Below are 19184 nucleotides of genomic sequence, written 5' to 3'. Positions count from 1 at the left end.
GCTCACAGCTTGAAAAACGCCCGGGCTGCTGCGGCATCTGCCGCAATCTGTGCCTTCAGGGCGTCAAAATTGGGAAAACGTTGTTCGTTGCGCAACTTGTGCACAAAACGAACGGAAATATGCGTACCGTAGATATCACGGTCAAAATCAAACAAATGCACTTCCAGCAAAGGACGCGTTCCGCCCACCGTAGGGCGGATGCCCAGATTGGCAACCCCGCATAACGGAGCCTCACCCAGACCGCTCACCTGAACGGCAAACACGCCGGTCATCGGTAAGGGATTGTGGCGAATGCGAATATTGGCGGTTGCAAAACCGAGCTGGCGACCAATCTTGTCACCATGAGCCACCTGGCCATCAATGATATAAGGACGACCAAGCAGGCGGGCTGCGTGCGCCATATCCCCATCGGCCAGCGCACGCCGCACACCGGAACTGGACACGCGCTCACCGTCGACCATGACACTCTGCATCGACTCGACGGTAAAGCCGTAATGCAGGCCAGCAGCCTGGAGCAGCGAGAAATCGCCAACCCTGCCGCGCCCGAAACGGAAATCGTCGCCAATGATCAGGTGCTTGACCCGAAGCGCGCCAACCAGAACCTGTTCGATGAACTGATCTGCCGACAACGCCGCAAAAGCAGCGTTGAAGGGGCACACCATGACCTGTTGCACACCGGCGTCGGCCAGCAATTCAAGCTTTTCACGGAGCGTGGTCAAACGGGCGGGCGCCGACTGCGGCGCAAAAAACTCACGCGGGTGCGGCTCGAAAGTCAGCACCGCCGGCTGGACCTGAAATTTCCCAGCCGCAGCGAGCAGTTGCTCCATGAGCGCAGCATGCCCCAAGTGCACGCCATCGAAATTGCCAATGGCGAGAACAACTGGATCAGGAACGGGACGCGAGTAGCCGCGAAAGACGCGCATGGAATTGCTAGCGAAAAACGTTGGATTATAACGGTCTACGTCAAATAGCGGGGGTCCGGAAACTCATTAAATTTCAACCATTCAGGCCGAAATGTCATAAACATTTGGCTATAATCCTTCACCGCACTCAAGGCAAGCAGCACACAAAGCGTCATGCTTCAACTTATCGGCCATATTGTTAAAATTTCAGCACGCAGAGATCGCACCGAGATCAATGCTGCCATGGTCGACGCGCTGCTTAAGCTGTTTTCCCCCCGCCGCCTGACCATCCACCGTTGCTACATGACAAAACGGAAAATGGTTGTCTTTGCCTGCGCCGGGGTATCGCCCGAAGGCCGCTTTGTCCGCAACGCCTACCTTCCCGATCGCCACTACTGCCAACCGATCAGCAACAACCCCCTGCTGGCCCGCTGCGCCCGGGAAATGTCGGTCGTCATGGAAACGCAGCACAACGGTGATCACCGCCTGGTTTTCCCGGTAATGAGCCAAGACCACCCGTTATATATGGTGGACTTGGTCCTCTCGGATGACTTCCCCGCCGACCAACGCATCAGCCTGATGGGCTTGATCGAGTATTTCGGTAACCACATTGCACTGCTCGACTACGGTGAAGCAGATACGCTGACCGGCCTTTTGAGTCGCAAGACATTCGACAAGCACCTGTTCGAACTGCTCGGACAGGCCGACAGCGACGAAACCCGCTTCCTCGGAACACACAGCGACGAACCGCTTCGTCGCAAGAATTCGACCGACAGTTGCCACTGGCTGGCGGTTTGCGACATCGATCATTTCAAGCAGGTCAATGACAACTTCGGCCACCTGATCGGCGACGAAGTACTGATCATGATCGCGCAAGTCATGCGCCAATCCTTTCGCTTCGACGACCAACTCTTTCGTTTTGGTGGCGAAGAGTTTATTGCCTTGCTCCAACCGGCCAGCATGGAATCTGCCATCAGCACGCTGGAGCGTTTCAGGCAGGATGTCGAAGCCCAGCGATTCAGCCGCGTCGGTCATGTCACCGTCAGCATCGGCTTCAGCCAACTGCTGCCCAATGACACGCCAACCGATGTGATCGATCGCGCCGACGAGGCGCTTTATTACGCCAAGCAACACGGGCGTAACCGGATCGAAAGCTACGAAGCACTCATTTCTGGCGGCCAACTGACAGCCAGGGATCTCAACAAGGGTGAAGTCGAGTTGTTTTGAGCGCGCTCAACCCAACGAGGCCAGCTTCGATTTTGGCCCGGGGGGATGCTTGATGAAATACTGTCGAATACCCCTGACAATCGCCTCGGCCAACTTTTCCTGATAAGCATCGTCATTCAGCCGACGCTCTTCCTCGGGATTCGAAATAAAGGCCGTCTCAATCAGCGCAGACGGAATATCGGGGGCTTTGAGAACGGCAAAACCGGCCTGTTCAACATTGTTCTTGTGCAGGGTATTGATTGTTCCCAATTCGCCCAGCAAGTATTTGCCAAGTTTCATGCTGTCGTTGATCGTTGCCGTTTGCGACAAGTCGAGCAACGTCCGCGCCAGAAAGAGATCCTTCGCACCGAGATTGACACCACCGACCAGATCCGCCTCGTTTTCGCGCTGGGCCAACAAGCGGGCCTGCGTGCTCGACGCCCCCTTTTCGGACAGCACAAAAACCGACGAGCCTCGCGCATCCGGCTTGATCCAGGCATCGGCATGAATCGACAGGAACAGGTCTGACTGCACACGGCGAGCCTTCTGCACCCGCATCTGCAACGGCACAAAGAAGTCGGAATCGCGCGTCAGTACGGCACGCATGTTCGGCTCGGCATCGATCCGTGCCTTGAGGCGCTTGGCCACTTCGAGCGTAACGTTTTTCTCGTAAGACCCACCCTTGCCGACGGCACCGGGGTCTTCGCCACCATGACCGGGATCCAGGGTGATCGTCACCAAGCGATCGACAATCGGCTTGCCTGGTTTCTTGGTGGTATGCACCTCGGGAGCTTCCGGCACTTTTTCAGTGCGCTCTGCACGCTTCGACAAATCTTCGGCTGGTTTCTCTGCTGTCCGGAAATCCTGATCCATCTTCAGCGGCTCGACCGCATCCTTGCGCCCCTCGAGCAGGGCCATCAAGGGATCGGGCGGGTTCAGCGGATAGACATCAAGCACCAGTCGGTGACCATATTCGCCAACCGGCTTGACTTCAAAAACCTGCGGATTGACGCGGGTTTTGAGTTCCATGACCAGACGCACCACACCGGGCTTGAAGCGGCCGGCACGCAACAGCTTGATATAGGGATCGTCGGTAGCCACCTTGCGCGCCAGGCTATCCAGCACGCTATTGAACTCGACCCCTTCGATATCGACCACCAGACGATCCGGATTTTCCACCGTGAAATGGGTGTACTTGAGCGGGCCGTCGTGTTCCAGGGTAACGCGCGTGTAATCGGCAGCCGGCCAGATTCGCACCGCCAGCACCGAGGGCAGTTTGGCCGCGGCACCCGCCAGCGGCGAAACCGAGAGAATCAGCGAGGCGCCGGCATAACGGAGGAGTTGTCGTCGCCCCAGGCTGAGGTGAGCGCCTTTATACATTGCGCCCCTTCCGGTGTATCTGCCACGGCTTCGAGGACACGCCCGAAACCTGCATGATGAAGGCGCAGCCGCAGGTCTGGCGACGGAACGCAGCCTTCAGCACGCTCCGGCCACTCAACCAGGCAGACTGCATTTTCATTAAAGTATTCACTAAAGCCCGCATCGAGAAACTCCTCGGGTGACTCGAAACGATAAAAATCAAAGTGATATAAGTATAAGCTCGAAATTACGTAAACTTCAACCAGAGAATAGGTCGGGCTTTTGACCGGCCCCGCGTGGCCAAGCGCGCGGATCAGCGAGCGGGCCAAGGTTGTTTTACCGGCCCCAAGATCGCCTTCAAGAAAAACAACCCGCCCGCCACTCAGCAGAGGGGCAAGACATTCGCCCAATCGCTGGGTCGCAGGTTCGTCGGGCAATTGGAAAACAGCGGTAACATCGGGGCTATGCACGATCAGGACTCCAAAATCGATTACGCGGCACTCAAGGAAAAAATCCGTCAGGCCGGAGAAAAACTGGGCTTTGCCGTTGTCGGCGTGGCCCGCGCCGAAGTCAGCCAGGCCAGCGAGCACCTGCGCGCCTGGCTAGCTGCCGGCTGTCACGGCGAGATGAATTATATGGCTCGCCATGCCGATTTGCGCGCTGATCCGGCCGCACTCCAGCCGGGAACCCTGACAGTTGTCTCTGTCGCGGTCGACTACCTGCCACACGACAAAATGGCCGACGATCCGCAACAGGCCGCCATTTCGCGTTACGCCCAAGGCCGCGACTATCACAAGGTCGTGCGCAGCCGGCTGCAAAAAATGGCCGACGCCATTGCGACGCTTGCCGGCCCTTTCGGCTACCGCGTCTTTTCGGACTCGGCTCCGGTCATGGAAGTCCACTTTGCAACCCAGGCCGGCATCGGCTGGCGCGGCAAGCACACTTTGCTGCTTTCGAAGCAGGGCTCCTGGCGCTTTCTGGGGGAAATCTACTGCGACCTGCCGCTGCCGCCCGACGAGCCGATCAAGGATCATTGCGGCAGTTGCAACGCCTGCCTCGACGCCTGCCCGACACAGGCCATCATTGCGCCCTACAAAGTGGATGCCCGCCGCTGCATTTCGTACCTGACCATCGAACTGCCCGGCGCCATCCCGGCCGAGTTCCGTGATTTGATCGGCAACCGGATCTATGGTTGCGACGACTGCCAGACCTGCTGCCCATGGAATCGCTTCGCCCAACTCGGCGACAGCGAATTCCAGCCGCGCCACCGACTCGATTCGGCCAGCCTGATCGAACTGTTCGCCTGGACTGAAAGCCAGTTCAACGACCGTCTGGCCGGCAACCCGATTCGCCGCATCGGCCATGAACGCTGGTTGCGCAATATCGCCGTCGCACTGGGCAACGGCCCTGCCACGGTCGACGCCCTGAATGCCTTGAAAAGACGACAGGATGACGCCTCGCCGCTGGTCAGGGAACACATTGAATGGGCGCTGACCAAGCTGAAAAACAGGCCACAACCGGGCCAAGCCAGCATTAACCCGACGACGGCCGAGTGAAGAAATTCCCGGCCACGAAAATCAGTCAGCGAGCCACCGGGCGTGCTGGGTCGGCACACCATTCACTCCATGAGCCGGCATAGAGCCGGGAAGCGGTCAGCCCGGCAACCTCCATGGCCAGCAAATTATGGCAGGCAGAAACGCCGGAGCCACACTGATGCACCACCTGCTCCGGCACCACGCCATCCAGCATGGCCAACCACTCGGTACGCAATTCAGCCGCCGGCTTGTAGCGCCCATCAGCCTGCAAATTGTCCCGGAAAAAGCGGTTGACCGCGCCAGGGATGTGCCCACCGACCGGATCCATCGTCTCGTTTTCACCGCGAAAGCGATCAGGGCTGCGCGCATCGACCAGGCAGATCTGCGCCGCCTCAAGGCCGGCCGATACATATTGCGCATCAACCGGTGGCAAACCTTCGCCACGCACAAAATGCTTCGGCCGCAAAACCGGGCGCTCCGCATCCATCGCCCTGCCTGCCGCCAACCAGGATTGCAAACCACCATCGAGCAAAGCCACACGGTCATGCCCCAACCAGCGCAACAACCACCACAAGCGACCGGCAATCATGCCCTGTGCATCGTCATAAACCACCACCTGCGTGGCAGCATCGATCCCAATCTCACCCAGCCGCCGAACCAGGGCATCAACAGCCGGCAGCGGATGACGACCGTTAATACCGGTCATCGGCCCCGATAAATCACGGTCGCAGTGCAGAAAGACTGCGCCGGGGATATGCGACTCGACGTACGAGCGCTCACCGTAACCGGTATCAGCCAACTGATGACGGACATCGACGATCAACCACGCCGGATCATCGAGATGCGCCGCCAGCGTCGCGGCATCAACCAGCGCGGTGTAGCTCATTCAGCGTCGAGCCAGGCCTTGGCCTCATCGACATTGGCGAAGACTTCGACATCGGCATTGACGAAAGTCTGCGACAACCAGGCGCTCCAGGTAACCCACTGACTGTCGGTGACAACGGCTACGCGCTTGAAATCGTTGGCATGGGCGCGCGAAAACTTGATCTCTTCCAGTGCCACATCGATGGTCAGGTCAGCCATCTGGCTCAGGTCGAAGGAAAGGTCGACCGGACCTTCGAACTTGACTTTGTAATTGACGAGCTCTTCGAATTCCTTGTAATCGGCCAAAGTGAATTCACCGAAGACGGAAACGCTGACGCGGCTGGGTTGGTGGTCGATAACGATCATGATCAGACTCCCTTGTTGTTTGTCTCAGTTTAACGCCGTTTAATCCTGTTCCACCGGGCTGGCGCGGGAAAAATGCGTTGCCGCAATGCCCGACAGGATAATCAGTCCGATGGCGAACCAGGCCGACGCATCCATCACCTCGCCCCAGAAAACTGCACCGAACAGACTGGAAAAAATCACCGTGCTGTAGGCCAGCGCGGCGGACATCAAGGTCTTGCCACGCGTGTAGGCGCGCGTCATGGCCAACTGCGCCACCGTGGCAAAACTGGCAACACCAAGCAAAAGCAGGCCGCTACGCAGGTCGACAGCGTGCAGGCTGCTGAAATACAGCCAGATGCCGGCGCAAATCGACGACACCAGGGAAAAATAGAAAACGGTACGCGTTTCCGGCTCGCCACGTGCGCCAAGCTCGCGCACACTGAAATAAGCCATCCCGGCCACCACGCCGGAAGCCAGCCCGATCAGGCCACCGACCAGTTGATCGGCATTGAGCGTCGGCTTGAGCAGCAGCACGACACCCACCAAGCCGACCGCCAGCGCCCCGAGAATACCAAGGCGCATCTTCATGCCGGCCAGTGCCAGGTAAAGCGCCAGGAAAATGGCCGAGGTGTAGTTCAGCGTCACAGCGGTCGCCAGCGGCAACAGGGTAATCGCGTAGAAATAAGCAAACAGCGCGCTGAACCCAACGATGCCGCGGCTGATCTGCCAGCGCCAGTGCGGCGTGGCGAGCGGAACACGCTGCAGGCGGACCAGCCCGAACATCAGGATGAGCGAGATGAAGCTGCGGTAAAAGGTGATTTCAACCGCCGAATGCGTTTCAGCGGCAAATTTGACACACACCCCCATACAGGCGAACAGCAGGCTGGCGACCAGCATCCAGAGGGATTGCATGCGTGAATAGACTCAAATAAAAAAGGCATCGGATTCTACCCCGATGCCTGTGTCGACCGCGACGTTCAGCGCGTTTCGATGGCTGACTGCATGATCCGCCGATAGAACTCATGGAAGTGCTGCATGCCGTCTTCCATCGGGCTCTGGTACGGCCCGACCTCGCTGCGCCCTTCCTTCATCAGCGCGTAGCGGCCACGATCCATGCGTTCGCCGATATCGTCGTCCTCGATCGCCGTTTCCATATAGGCGGCGCGTTCGGCTTCGATAAAATCGCGCTCGAAATCGACGATTTCTTCCGGGTAATAGAACTCGACGACGTTCAGCGTCTTGTTAACACCTTGCGGGATCAGCGTCGACACGACCAGCACGTGCGGATACCACTCGACCATGATGTTCGGAAAATAGGTCAGCCAGATGGCCCCATGTTCCGGCGTCTTGCCTTCGGCACCGTAGATGTCACGGACCGCCTTCTGCCAGCGCTCGTAGGCCTTGGAGCCGGATTTCTGCAACGAAGTAATCCCGACACGCTGCACCGAATACCAGTCGCCGAATTGCCAGGTCAGGTCGTCGCAGGTGACGAAATTACCCAGCCCCGGGTGATACGGCGCAACGTGGTAATCCTCCAGATAGACCTCGATGAAGGTCTTCCAGTTGTAATTGCACTCGTGCATCTCGACGTGGTCGAGCTTGTAGCCGGTGAAATCGAGTTCCGGCGCAACCTTCATGCCGGCCAGGTCGGCATTGGCCGAACGCGGGCCTTTGAAGAGCAGCCCGTTCCAGTTTTCCAGCTTCGCCTTGTTCAGGTTGAGACAGGGGTTCTGGGGGAAATGCGGCGCCCCGATCAGTTGACCGCCGGTATCGTAAGTCCAGCGATGGATCGGACAGACAATCGGCCCGCTCAACGTGCCGGAGCCCTGCAGCATGATCGCCTGGCGATGCCGGCAGACGTTCGACATCTGCCAGTTGCCGGCATTCGGCCCCTCGTTGCCGCCGTTGAGCAGCATCTGGCCGTGATCTTTCCATTCGAGCGAACGATAATTGCCCGCTTCCGGCACCATCAGCTGGTGACCGACGTAACCCGGCCCGGCATCGAAGATGAGCTTTTTCTCCAGCTCAAAAATCTTTTCATCGAAATACCAATCGACCGGCAGTTGGGAAACTGCTGGGGCCAAACGGGACAAGGTGGCCACGTCGGACATTCCACGCCTCCAGCGGGTTGAAAAAACAGGATTTTACCCTTCCATCAATTTGACCAGAAGCCCCCAGATGGAGTATTTTCGCGTGTTTCCCTGAACCCCGTTGACATGGATCAATCCCCCATCGCCGGCATGAAATTCGAGACTGCCCTCAGTGAGCTCGAAAACATCGTTTCCAGCATGGAAGGCGGCAAGCTCGAACTTGAAGCCTCCATCGCCGCCTATCGCCGCGGCATGGCGCTGATGAAGCACTGCCAGACACAACTGAACGACGCCGACGAACAGATCCGCATCCTTGAAAATGGCGAGTTCAAGGACGTTGACCGCGACACGCTGGAAGCACCATGAACCCAAGCCCGTTTGCCGAATGGATGGCAGCCACCCAGGCCCGCGTCGAAACCGCCCTGGCCCGACACCTGCCCGGCGCCGAGAGCATTCCCGCCCGCCTGCATGAAGCGATGCGCTACGCCACGCTCGGCGGCGGCAAGCGCGTCCGTCCGCTGCTCGCTTTCGCAGCCGGCGAACTGAGCGGCGCCCAGCCTGAACAACTCGATACCGTGGCCTGCGCCGTCGAACTGATCCACGCCTATTCGCTGGTCCATGACGACCTGCCGTGCATGGACGACGATGTACTTCGTCGCGGTCGACCGACCTGCCACGTCGAATTCGACGAACCGACCGCCCTGCTGGTCGGCGACAGCCTGCAGACGCTGGCCTTCGAACTGCTCGCCAGCCAGCCGCTCGGCGACGCCCGCCAGCAACTCGAAATGATCAACCTGCTGGCCCACGCCAGCGGCTCACGCGGCATGGCCGGCGGCCAGGCGATTGATCTCGGCTCGGTCGGCAAGGCATTGAACCAGCCTGAACTCGAATTGATGCACGCGCTCAAGACCGGCGCCCTGATCCGCGCCGCCGTATTGCTCGGCGCCCTCGCCGGGCAGCCACTTTCGGCCGACGAACGGAGCAACCTCGACCGCTTTGCCAAGCGCGCCGGCCTGCTCTTCCAGGTGGTCGACGACATTCTCGACTGCACGGCGAGCACCGCTACGCTCGGCAAGACGGCCGGCAAGGACGAAGCGGCCGACAAGCCGACCTACGTCAGCCTGCTCGGCCTCGACGCCGCCCGCCAATACGCCGACGAACTGCGCAACGATGCACTGGAAGCACTGTCCATTTTCGGCGAACGCGCCGGCCGGCTGACCCAGCTCGCCGACTTCATCTGCCATCGGCAATTCTGAAATGACCGCCTTCTCCCTGCTTGAAAGCATCGACAGCCCGGCCGACCTGCGCCGCCTGGACCGCAAGCAATTGCCGCAACTGGCAACCGAACTGCGCGCCTTCCTGATCGACTCGGTCTCGCAGACCGGCGGCCACCTGTCGTCCAACCTCGGCACCATCGAATTGACGATTGCGCTGCATACCGTGTTCAACACCCCCGAAGACCGGCTGGTCTGGGACGTTGGCCACCAGTGCTACGCCCACAAGGTACTGACCGGGCGCCGCGCCGGCATGAGCACGCTGCGCATGCACCACGGCGTCTCGGGCTTCCCGAAGCGCAGCGAAAGCCCCTACGATACCTTCGGCGTTGGCCATTCATCGACCTCGATCTCCGCCGCACTGGGCATGGCGCTGGCTGCCAAGCTGAAAGGCGAGGATCGCAAGGCGGTGGCCATTATCGGTGACGGCGCAATGACCGCCGGCATGGTCTTCGAGGCGATGAACAATGCCGGCGTCGGCGATACCGACATGCTGGTCATCCTCAACGACAACGAAATGTCGATCTCGCCGCCGGTCGGCGCACTGAACAACATCCTGACTCGCCTGATGTCGGGCAAGACCTTCAATGTCGCCCGCTCGGCCGGTCGCCACATGCTCGGCTTTGCGCCGCCGCTGCTCGAACTGGCGCGCCGCGCCGAGGAGCACGTCAAGGGCATGATCGCCCCTGGTACGCTGTTCGAGGAATTCGGTTTCCATTACTACGGCCCGATCGACGGCCACGATCTCGATGCGCTGATCCCGACGCTGGAAAACCTGCGCGACCTCAAAGGCCCGAAGTTCCTCCACGTCATCACCAAGAAGGGCCAGGGCTACAAGCTGGCCGAAGCCGACCCCATCCTCTATCACGGCGTCGCCAAGTTCGCACCGGATGAAGGCATCAAGGCCGGCAAGGCTGGCAAGCTGACCTATACCCAGGTTTTCGGCGACTGGCTGTGCGATCAGGCCAAGGCCGATTCGCGCCTGATCGGCATCACCCCGGCGATGCGTGAAGGCTCCGGCCTGCTGCGCTTCTCCAGCGAATTCCCGGATCGCTACTACGATGTCGGCATCGCCGAGCAACACGCTGTCACCTTCGCGGCCGGTCTCGCCTGCGAAGGCCTGAAGCCGGTCGTGGCAATTTATTCAACCTTTTTGCAACGCGCTTACGATCAACTGATCCACGATGTCGCCCTGCAGAATTTACCGGTCATTTTCGCGGTCGACCGCGGCGGCCTGGTCGGTGCCGATGGCCCGACCCACCACGGCACCTTCGACCTGTCGTTTGTCACCTGCATCCCGAACATGGTCGTCATGGCGCCGGCCGACGAAAACGAATGTCGCCAGATGCTGTCGACTGCCTACAGCCTTGATTGCCCAAGCATGGTGCGCTACCCGCGCGGCGGCGGCACGGGCGCCACGCCCGGAAACGGCCTTGAGACACTCCCCCTTGGCAAAGGTGAAATCCGCCGCCAGGGCAAGGATATCGCCCTGCTCGCCTTCGGCAGCATGGTCCCGACCGCGCTCGCTGCCGGCGAAGAGCTGGATGCCACCGTGGCCAACATGCGCTTCATCAAGCCGCTCGACATCGACCTGATTGTCGAACTTGCCGGGAACCATTCGCTGCTTGTCAGTATCGAAGAGAACTCGGTCATCGGTGGCGCAGGCTCGGAAATCGAACGCGCCCTCGCCGAACGGGGCATCCGGATACCTTTCCTGCAACTCGGTCTGCCAGATCGCTTCATCGATCATGGCGAGCAAGGACAACTGCTGGCCGAACTGGGCCTCGACAAAAATGGCATTGTGCGCGCCATCCAAGCCCGCACCTCAACACAATAAATCAACGAAGAACAGCTTATGACAACCCCCACCCCGATTCCTGACGTTCAAAACTCTGCCGATACGCGCCAGATCGCAATCAACAAGGTCGGCATCAAGTCGATTCGCCACCCGGTCAAGGTCCAGGACAAATCTTCCGGCATCCAGCACACCATTGCCGTCTTCAATATGTACGTCGGGCTGCCGCACAACTTCAAGGGCACCCACATGTCGCGCTTCGTCGAGATTCTGAACAGCCACGAGCGCGAGATCTCGGTCGAGAACTTCCCGGCCATGCTCAGCGACATGGTGGTCAAGCTCGAAGCCGAAACCGGCCACATCGAAATGAACTTCCCGTTCTTCATCAACAAGACTGCCCCGGTTTCCGGCGTGCAGAGCCTGATGGACTACGATGTCACCTTTATCGGCGATATCTGCCACGGCAAGGTCAGCACCTCGGTCAAGGTTGTTGTACCGGTCACCAGCCTGTGCCCCTGCTCCAAGAAAATCTCCGAGTACGGCGCCCACAACCAGCGCTCGCACGTCACCGTAACAGCCCGGACCAACGACTTCATGTGGATTGAGGAAATCGCCCAACTGGTCGAACAGGAAGCCTCCTGCGAGCTTTACGGCCTGCTCAAGCGCCCGGATGAGAAATATGTCACCGAACGCGCCTACGACAATCCGAAATTCGTCGAAGACATGGTGCGCGACGTAGCGGCACGCCTCAATGCAGAAGCCCGGGTCGATGCCTACGTCGTCGAGTCGGAAAACTTCGAATCGATCCACAACCACTCGGCTTACGCCCTGATCGAGAAGGACAAAACGGCCGCTTAAAGCGGGTTACCGCGGTCAACCACCCGGATTTGAACAAATCCGGGCAAGGAAAAAGGGCGCCGAAGCGCTAATGCCGTTCACTTAGGTGAGCGGCATTTTTCATTTTGGGGCTTGTGGACAGTTCGCCGAATGGTTAACGTGGCGAACGATGTTGTCCAGCCAGCTCTCCATTACGACAGATGTCATGCCGACGATCGGATTCGATCGTCTGGCGGCTCATTTGCCGTATGAGTGGATTGAGCAGGCGCTCAGCGCGCATGGGGTGGCGAGTGTTCGCCGCCGTCGTTTGCCGGCGGAGCAAGTGGTCTGGCTGGTGATCGCCCTGGCGTTGTTTCGTCGCCAGTCGATGGAAGAAGTACTCAGCACCCTGGATCTGGCCTTGCCCGACACCCGAATCGAGGCGGTCTGCAAGAGTGCGATCACGCAGGCGCGGGCTCGCCTTGGCCAAGCCCCGCTGCAATGGTTGTTCGAGCAAACGGCCCAAGCCTGGTGCGCACAGGAGAAGGTCGCGAATCAGTGGAAGGGACTTTCGCTATGGGCGGTCGATGGCACCACCTTTCGGGTGCCGGACAGCCCCGAGAACCGCGAATTCTTTGGTGCCCAACGCTACGCCAGCGGCAAAGTGGCCTCCTATCCTCAGGTGCGTGCCGTCAGCCTGACGGCACTGCCCACCCATCTGGTCTCGGCCATCGAGTTTGGCCAATACGGCCAGAACGAAATGCTTTACGCCAAGGCGCTGATCGGTCGGATCGAGGACCATTCCCTGACCGTCTTCGACAAGGGCTTTGTTTCTGCGGAAATATTGTTGGGCTTGAGTGCTGCGGGCACCGAGCGGCATTACCTGATCCCCGCCAAGTCCAACACGCAATACGAAGTCCTGTCGGGAACGCCCGAGGATTGTCGGGTTCGTTTGCGTATATCTCCTCAAGCGCGCGTCAAGGTCCCTGATCTGCCCGAGGCCTGGGAGGCCCGTGCCATTCGAGTCGAGTCGGCCAATGGTCAAAGCCGGGTACTGCTGACCTCATTGTTCGATCGCCGCCGCATCAAAGCGCAGGATCTGGCGGACTGCTATCGCCGGCGCTGGGAAATTGAAACCAGCTACCGCGAGCTCAAGCAATCGATGCTGGGCGAAGCGCTGACCTTGCGCTCGCGTTTGCCCGAAGGGGTCAATCAGGAAATCTGGGGGGCCTTAATTGCCTACAACCTGATCAGACTTGAAATCGCCAAGGCGGCCACTGAAGCGCGCGTCGCTCCGACCGATCTGAGCTTCCTGCGCGCACTGCACATCATCCAGCACGAACTGATCTGGGCGGCGGGAATGAGTCCGGGGAAACTGCCGTCCCATCTGGCGCGCCTGCGTTTGCAGTTGCAGATGGCTATCGTGGAAAAACGACGGGGGCGAAAATGCCCCCGTGTCGTCAAAGCCAGACCGGCTCGTTACGCCGTTCGTCACCTAAAAGAGCCTTAACTGAACTGCATTAGCGCCGAAGCGCCCTTTTTTGCAATCTCAAACTGCTGATTAAGCAGCTGCGACCGGCTTTTCCTTGCGAACCAGCTTTTCCTTGATACGTGCAGACTTGCCCGAACGCTCACGGAGGTAGTACAGCTTGGCACGACGCACATCACCACGACGCTTGACTTCGATCGAAGCAACCAGCGGGGAATAGGTCTGGAAAGTACGCTCGACGCCTTCACCAGAAGAAATCTTGCGGACGGTGAAACCGGAGTTCAGACCGCGGTTACGCTTGGCGATAACAACGCCTTCGTAAGCCTGCAGACGCTCGCGGTTACCTTCCTTGACCTTGACTTGCACGACGACGGTGTCGCCTGGCGCAAATTCAGGAATGGTCTTGCCCAGACGGGCGATTTCTTCTTGCTCGAGTTGTTGAATCAGGTTCATGTGAGATCCTTAAATTTTATAAACACTTACTCACCGCATTGCTCCTCTCCGGAAATTTCCGTGAGTAGTTGCGTTTCTTCCGCAGACAAGCTGCGGTGCGCCAGCAAATCCGGCCGGCGCTTCCGGGTCCGCGCCAACGACTGCTTGAGTCGCCAGCGACGAATTTTTTTGTGGTCACCTGACAGCAAGACCTCCGGCACCGCCTCACCCTCATAGACCTCGGGGCGGGTGTAGTGCGGACAGTCAAGCAAACCACCGACAAACGAATCTTCGACCGCCGAAGCGGCATCACCCAGCACTCCCGGCAACTGGCGGACAACGGCATCAATCAAGGCCATCGCCGGCAACTCGCCACCGGAAAGCACAAAATCTCCGATCGAAATTTCTTCATCAACGCAACGCTCGATCAGACGCTCGTCAATTCCTTCATAGCGGCCGCAGAGAAGAATCACCCCTTCCCCGCCCTGCGCCAGCTGCATTACCCGCTCATGAGTCAGCGGAGCACCTTGCGGCGAGAGGTAAATGACCCTACTTTTCGCCAGTCCAGCCTCCTGCTGCTGCGCTTTTGCAGCCATGATCGCTTTTTCCAGCGGCCCAGGCTGCATCACCATGCCAGGCCCGCCACCAAAGGGACGATCATCCACCCGTCGCCAGGCATTTTCGGCAAAATCACGAGGATTCCAGCCCTGCCACACCCAGCGCTGCTCTTCAAGCGCCCGACGGGTAATACCGCACTGCGTCACGGCAGCAAACATCTCCGGAAACAGCGTGATGCAATCAAACCGGATCACCAGTCGATGCCCCACTCCACCCGAACAATCCCTGCCTCTTTTTCAACGGCTAGAACCACCGCGGAAACGAACGGCAAAAGACGCTCTACCTCGTCATCACCGACAACGCGCAGAACGTCATTGGCGCCGGTTTCGATCAGCCCGGCAACTTTACCGAGCTTTTCACCAGCACTATTCACCACTTCCAGGCCGATCAGATCGTCCCAGTAATACTCACCCTCTTCGGGAACCGGCAGTGCATCTTTCGTCGCACCAACCAGAACACCTTTCATGGATTCAGCGGCTGTACGATCATCGACACCATCGAGCAGCACAACCAAGCCATGGCCGTGGACTTTGAGGCCTTTCAGCCTGCATTCGCGCCACGGCTCACCTTCCCTGCAGATCCACCAGACAGGCATTTCAGCCCAGTCCAGCGGGTCATCGCCAAAGGCATGCAGCTTGAGCCAGCCGCGAATTCCGTAGGGGTCGGCAAGCCGCCCCAGGACAACGATCTCGCTGCTGGTCAAAGCGGATACGACTTAAGCAGCCTGCTGGGCAGCGTGTTGCTTGACCAGACGGGCAACGGTCGGCGACAGCTGGGCGCCGTTTTGCTGCCAGTAGGACAGACGATCAACGGCAATACGCAGGGACTCTGCATTACCGGAGGCAACAGGGTTGTAGAAACCGATGCGCTCGACGAAACGGCCATCACGGCGGTTACGGGAGTCGGTCACGACCATGTTGTAGAAGGGACGCTTCTTGGCGCCGCCACGGGCAAGACGGATAACAACCATGGTAATTCTTTCGTTGCTTGAAAAAAGACCCGAGATTATAGCGCTTTATCAAGGAAAAACAAGCCACTTAGAATACTGTCCGCGCATCGGAAAAATTACGCCGCCTGGCGCCTGATCAAAGGCAAAGCGAGGTTTTTTTGCTATTCTGCAGCGCACAATGAACAGCACACTGGAAAAATCCTTGCCCGTCACCGCTGAAGCCAACATCAAGAGCATTCTTGAATGGCTTGCGCTGGCGCACGGCCACCACGGCCCTGAATACATCGATCAACTACTGCGCCAACTGCTCCTGCTGCGTGAAACCCCAGTTCCCAACTCTCAGCGGACAAAATTGCTTGACCTGCTTTACGCCCAGGCCGAGCGCATTGTCTGTGCAGAATTGCCGCTATTGCACGAAGTGTCATTGCCGATTTCCCGGCGACTTCGTTTGCGTGTTCGACTCATCCTTGAGCTTCTTGAAATGCTCACCCAGGATTATTTCAACACGCTCTCCGAACTGTTCGACCCACTGAGCAGCGCACCATCACGCTCGCCACAAACCTCGCTACGCCGCGTCATGCATTGCATTGCATGGCAAATAAAGGTCAATCACCTGGTTGCCGCGCCGAGTTGCCTGGGTTTGTGGCAACAACTGCACGCAGCTTACGGCACGGCTCGCCGCCTTGGACTGGCCAACACACCGGAAACATCCAGCGCCCAGTCAATCGAGCGAATCTATCTTTCAATCCTGCTGGCAGCCATTGCCCAACCAGCATCGTTTTGCTCGGCCGAACTCGAGTTCATTGCCCAGTACATCGATCAAATCGACAAACTTCCAACGCTATCAGACCTCCCCCCTGAAGACAGCGAAAGTGTCTTCTGGATTGATCTCGACAAGGATATTCCTGCGCATGCGCTGATTCGCCGCTCACCGGGCGCCGAAACCCAGGCCCTGTACTTTTCCTGCAGAGCCATCGCAGAACACGCACTCGCCCGGCGCAAAGAACTCAACAAGGGACGCACAGCAGCCGAACTGGGCATTCCTGCTTTTGCCGACAATCATGCCGGACGCGGCGTTCTGCTCCGTCTGCATCACCTGTGGGGCCAACCGGCAAAACGACGCTTCCCGCGCCGCCGCCAATCCTACCGTGCAAACCTGTGCTCAGGTCTGGCACAACTCTGGTTGCTGAGCAAAGCTCCGGCCAGCGCAATCGAACACAGCGAATGGATGGTCACCAACGAAAGCCCGGAAGGCTATGCGTTGATGCATATCGCCGGCGACACTGAAAACCTCAGGGTTGGCGACATTATTGCCCTGCAGTCCCAGGATGAAGCCCCCGACAACAACCAGGCTTGGCGGATATGCATTATTCGCTGGGCCATATCAGAGAATCCCGAGCACATTGAACTGGGTCTGCAACTACTCGCATCCAGCGCAATTGCAGCGGAAATCTTCCTTCCCAAAACCCCCGACGCCGGAAAAATTGCAGCACTCATGCTGCCCGAGACGCCGCCACTGCGCCCCTATCCGGCACTTGTTGTGCCGACCGATACGCTCAAGGAAAACTCTGAAAGCATCATCGTCCTGATTGAAAATGCGAATCTGGAAATCCGCCAGGTCCGCACCACCCACATTGATGAACAAACCAGCAGCATTGAGGTTTTCAGCGTTTTGCCGGACGACTCACAGTAGCCGCGATCAATCCGCCAAAAAGCACGACGGCCCATGAAAGATGCAGCCAAATCAGAAACACCGGGAATGCTGCAAATGCCCCGTATATGTTTTTGAGCATCGCCGAACTGCCGAGATAAAACTCAAATATTTTCTGCATGCCAGAAAATGCGAGCGCTGCAAAAACACCGCCACAAAACGCTGCACGACGGGACACATCGGCATTCGGCACCGCGTAGTAGAGAAACGAAAAAAACAGGCCAAGCATCGCGACTGAAACACCTTTCAGTGCAATACGCCTCATCCAGGCCGGCTCATCGAACAAGCCCAGCGAACTGGTTACGGCAAAAGATACCGCCAGGGCGATCGCCCCAAGGATGAAAGGCCAGACCGCCATAACAAAGGCATAGAGACGTAAGCGCGCCAAAAATGGACGCGGCTCGACCAACCACAGATGATTGAAGGCGCGCTCTATCGTATTCATCAACAAAAATGCCGTAACGCCGAGGACAGCCAGGCCTGCCACGGTCAACTGCTGCGCCTTGTGCGAAAAGCTGCTGATGCTACCGGCAATCGTCCCCGCCGCACCTGCCGGCAACAAGGTTTCACGGATCAATAGATCAAGGCGTTTGGTCAACAGATCAAAGTATGGAATGGCCCCCGCCACCGACAAAACGACGGTAACCAGCGGAACAAGCGCCATCAACGTCGTAAAAGCCAGTGCCGAACTGGTCTGCAGCATGTTCTCATTCAGAAAACGCTGAAAGATACTGGCCGTCTTGCCCGGCCTGGCCTTGGTACGGCGATAACGAGAGTGCGTCGGCATGGGGCCGTATAATAGCCCACCATGCAAGATATCCTCGTTCTCTATTACAGCCACCGCGGGTCAGTTCGCAGCCTGGCGGAACGTATTGCCTGCGGCATCGAATCGGTGCCCGGCATGCAAGCCAGACTACGTACCGTACCGCGCGTCTCAACGGTCTGCGAAGCCAGTGAAACAGCCATTCCCGAGAGTGGCGCCCCTTACGTCGAAGCATGCGACATTGAAGAATGTGCCGGACTCGCCCTGGGCAGCCCGGTCCGTTTCGGCAACATGGCGGCCCCCATGAAATATTTCTGGGACGGCACGATTGCCGCTTGGCAAAATGGCTCCCTAGCCGGCAAACCAGCCTGTGTATTCACCTCGAGCAGCAGCCAGCACGGGGGCAATGAAACAACGCTGATCTCGATGATGCTGCCACTACTTCATCACGGCATGCTGCTGATGGGATTGCCCTTCACCGAAACCGATCTTTCATCCACCACAAGTGGCGGAACGCCTTACGGCCCAAGCCATATCGCAGGCCACGATGGCAATCCACGACTCTCCGAAACAGAAAGTCGCCTCGCCTTCGCCCAGGGAAAACGCCTGGCCATTCTTGTTCAAAAACTGAGTCGACCGTGACAGCATCCCGATATCAATTCATTGCCAGTACCAGCCTGATTGCCCTGATTTTTCTTTGTCTCGCCTGGGAAGCCTGGCTCACACCACTCAAGCCGGGCGGCTCATGGCTGATCCTCAAGGCCGTATTTCTTCTTGCACCACTGTTCGGCATCCTGCGCGGCAAACGTTACACCTACAAATGGGTGTCGCTATTCATCCAGTTCTACCTGCTGGAAGGACTAACCCGCTCAACCAGCGAACACGGCCTGTCACAATGGCTGGCTGCAGGCGAGACCGTGCTGGCGCTCATCCTGTTCACATCGACCATCCTTTACATCCGTGCGACACGCCCGGCCCCAGACGAAACAAAGGCCGCCCAGCAAAGCTGAAGCGGCCTTTGGCAGAGACTAAGGGC

Annotated in this window: 22 protein-coding genes; 10 read left to right on the top strand and 12 right to left on the bottom strand. The window is 58.6% G+C overall.

Going from position 1 to position 19184, the window contains the following annotated elements:
• Positions 1-2: 2 nt before the first annotated feature.
• Complete coding sequence (locus KI614_RS05000; RefSeq protein ID WP_226408307.1) at positions 3-923, bottom strand: bifunctional riboflavin kinase/FAD synthetase; 921 nt, start codon at positions 921-923, stop codon at positions 3-5.
• Positions 924-1076: 153 nt separating this feature from the next.
• Here KI614_RS05000 and KI614_RS04995 point away from each other — a divergent pair, with 153 nt between their 5' ends.
• Positions 1077-2129 carry a GGDEF domain-containing protein gene (locus KI614_RS04995; RefSeq protein WP_226408305.1) on the top strand — a complete coding sequence of 351 codons (1053 nt, stop codon included), beginning with the start codon at positions 1077-1079 and terminating at the stop codon, positions 2127-2129.
• Positions 2130-2135: 6 nt separating this feature from the next.
• Here the strand turns inward: KI614_RS04995 and KI614_RS04990 are convergent, their stop codons facing one another.
• Positions 2136-3488, bottom strand: coding sequence for an N-acetylmuramoyl-L-alanine amidase (locus tag KI614_RS04990; RefSeq protein ID WP_226408303.1), 1353 nt, complete (start codon positions 3486-3488; stop codon positions 2136-2138).
• Entirely contained in the window at positions 3422-3937 is a 516-nt protein-coding gene (gene tsaE, locus KI614_RS04985; protein ID WP_226408300.1) for a tRNA (adenosine(37)-N6)-threonylcarbamoyltransferase complex ATPase subunit type 1 TsaE, read from the bottom strand. Before tsaE ends, KI614_RS04990 begins: the two co-directional genes overlap by 67 nt.
• Between tsaE and queG the strand changes: the two genes are divergently transcribed.
• Positions 3932-5023, top strand: a complete 1092-nt coding sequence (gene queG, locus KI614_RS04980; RefSeq protein ID WP_226408298.1) for a tRNA epoxyqueuosine(34) reductase QueG — start codon at positions 3932-3934, stop codon at positions 5021-5023. The genes tsaE and queG overlap by 6 nt on opposite strands.
• A 25-nt stretch (positions 5024-5048) precedes the next feature.
• Here queG and KI614_RS04975 read toward each other — a convergent pair whose 3' ends face one another.
• The 4 genes from KI614_RS04975 to KI614_RS04960 all read right to left on the bottom strand — a co-directional run bounded on the left by KI614_RS04975 (position 5049) and on the right by KI614_RS04960 (position 8322).
• Positions 5049-5888, bottom strand: a complete 840-nt coding sequence (locus KI614_RS04975) for a sulfurtransferase (RefSeq protein WP_226408297.1) — start codon at positions 5886-5888, stop codon at positions 5049-5051.
• Positions 5885-6232, bottom strand: coding sequence for an STAS/SEC14 domain-containing protein (locus KI614_RS04970; RefSeq protein ID WP_203469005.1), 348 nt, complete (start codon positions 6230-6232; stop codon positions 5885-5887). Before KI614_RS04970 ends, KI614_RS04975 begins: the two co-directional genes overlap by 4 nt.
• 39 nt (positions 6233-6271) lie before the next feature.
• Positions 6272-7123: a DMT family transporter gene (locus KI614_RS04965; RefSeq protein WP_226408296.1), complete on the bottom strand. Its 852-nt coding sequence runs from the start codon at positions 7121-7123 to the stop codon at positions 6272-6274.
• Between the two features lie 65 nt (positions 7124-7188).
• Complete coding sequence (locus KI614_RS04960; RefSeq protein WP_226408295.1) at positions 7189-8322, bottom strand: aromatic ring-hydroxylating oxygenase subunit alpha; 1134 nt, start codon at positions 8320-8322, stop codon at positions 7189-7191.
• Positions 8323-8427: 105 nt separating this feature from the next.
• Here KI614_RS04960 and xseB point away from each other — a divergent pair, with 105 nt between their 5' ends.
• From xseB to KI614_RS04935, 5 genes are all read left to right on the top strand, one after another.
• On the top strand, positions 8428-8667 hold the full coding sequence (gene xseB / locus KI614_RS04955) for an exodeoxyribonuclease VII small subunit (protein ID WP_203469002.1): 240 nt from the start codon (positions 8428-8430) through the stop codon (positions 8665-8667).
• Positions 8664-9557, top strand: a complete 894-nt coding sequence (locus KI614_RS04950) for a polyprenyl synthetase family protein (RefSeq protein ID WP_226408294.1) — start codon at positions 8664-8666, stop codon at positions 9555-9557. The genes xseB and KI614_RS04950 overlap by 4 nt, the downstream gene beginning before the upstream one ends.
• A 1-nt stretch (position 9558) precedes the next feature.
• Positions 9559-11412 (top strand): 1-deoxy-D-xylulose-5-phosphate synthase, encoded by a 1854-nt coding sequence (gene dxs, locus KI614_RS04945; protein WP_226408293.1) that lies wholly within the window; start codon positions 9559-9561, stop codon positions 11410-11412.
• Positions 11413-11430: 18 nt separating this feature from the next.
• Positions 11431-12228, top strand: a complete 798-nt coding sequence (gene folE2 / locus KI614_RS04940) for a GTP cyclohydrolase FolE2 (protein ID WP_226408292.1) — start codon at positions 11431-11433, stop codon at positions 12226-12228.
• Positions 12229-12376: 148 nt separating this feature from the next.
• Entirely contained in the window at positions 12377-13696 is a 1320-nt protein-coding gene (locus KI614_RS04935) for an IS4 family transposase (protein ID WP_226405073.1), read from the top strand.
• A gap of 51 nt (positions 13697-13747) precedes the next feature.
• On the opposite strand, the gene rplS is transcribed toward KI614_RS04935, so the two are convergent.
• From rplS to rpsP, 4 genes are read right to left on the bottom strand one after another with little or no spacing between them, the layout of a single operon-like run.
• Positions 13748-14128 carry a 50S ribosomal protein L19 gene (gene rplS, locus KI614_RS04930; RefSeq protein ID WP_203468992.1) on the bottom strand — a complete coding sequence of 127 codons (381 nt, stop codon included), beginning with the start codon at positions 14126-14128 and terminating at the stop codon, positions 13748-13750.
• Between the two features lie 26 nt (positions 14129-14154).
• Positions 14155-14919 carry a tRNA (guanosine(37)-N1)-methyltransferase TrmD gene (trmD, locus tag KI614_RS04925; protein WP_226408291.1) on the bottom strand — a complete coding sequence of 255 codons (765 nt, stop codon included), beginning with the start codon at positions 14917-14919 and terminating at the stop codon, positions 14155-14157.
• Complete coding sequence (rimM, locus tag KI614_RS04920; protein WP_226408290.1) at positions 14916-15428, bottom strand: ribosome maturation factor RimM; 513 nt, start codon at positions 15426-15428, stop codon at positions 14916-14918. The genes trmD and rimM overlap by 4 nt, the downstream gene beginning before the upstream one ends.
• Positions 15429-15440: 12 nt before the next feature.
• Positions 15441-15695: a 30S ribosomal protein S16 gene (gene rpsP, locus KI614_RS04915; protein ID WP_203468990.1), complete on the bottom strand. Its 255-nt coding sequence runs from the start codon at positions 15693-15695 to the stop codon at positions 15441-15443.
• Positions 15696-15852: 157 nt separating this feature from the next.
• On the opposite strand from rpsP, the gene KI614_RS04910 reads away from it, so the two are divergent.
• Positions 15853-17367, top strand: coding sequence for a hypothetical protein (locus KI614_RS04910; protein WP_226408289.1), 1515 nt, complete (start codon positions 15853-15855; stop codon positions 17365-17367).
• On the opposite strand, the gene KI614_RS04905 is transcribed toward KI614_RS04910, so the two are convergent.
• Complete coding sequence (locus KI614_RS04905) at positions 17339-18088, bottom strand: YihY family inner membrane protein (RefSeq protein WP_264178119.1); 750 nt, start codon at positions 18086-18088, stop codon at positions 17339-17341. The two genes, KI614_RS04910 and KI614_RS04905, sit on opposite strands and share 29 nt — an antisense overlap.
• Positions 18089-18193: 105 nt before the next feature.
• Between KI614_RS04905 and wrbA the strand changes: the two genes are divergently transcribed.
• Both wrbA and KI614_RS04895 read left to right on the top strand, forming a co-directional pair.
• Positions 18194-18790: an NAD(P)H:quinone oxidoreductase gene (wrbA, locus tag KI614_RS04900; RefSeq protein WP_226408288.1), complete on the top strand. Its 597-nt coding sequence runs from the start codon at positions 18194-18196 to the stop codon at positions 18788-18790.
• Positions 18787-19158 carry a DUF2069 domain-containing protein gene (locus tag KI614_RS04895; RefSeq protein WP_226408285.1) on the top strand — a complete coding sequence of 124 codons (372 nt, stop codon included), beginning with the start codon at positions 18787-18789 and terminating at the stop codon, positions 19156-19158. The genes wrbA and KI614_RS04895 overlap by 4 nt, the downstream gene beginning before the upstream one ends.
• Positions 19159-19184 lie beyond the last annotated feature (26 nt).

The organism is Dechloromonas denitrificans, assembly GCF_020510665.1.
In the GTDB taxonomy this organism is placed as follows: domain Bacteria; phylum Pseudomonadota; class Gammaproteobacteria; order Burkholderiales; family Rhodocyclaceae; genus Azonexus; species Azonexus denitrificans_B.
The sequence above is the reverse complement of the archived record's forward strand: the minus strand, read 5'-3'. Positions and strand labels throughout refer to the sequence as shown.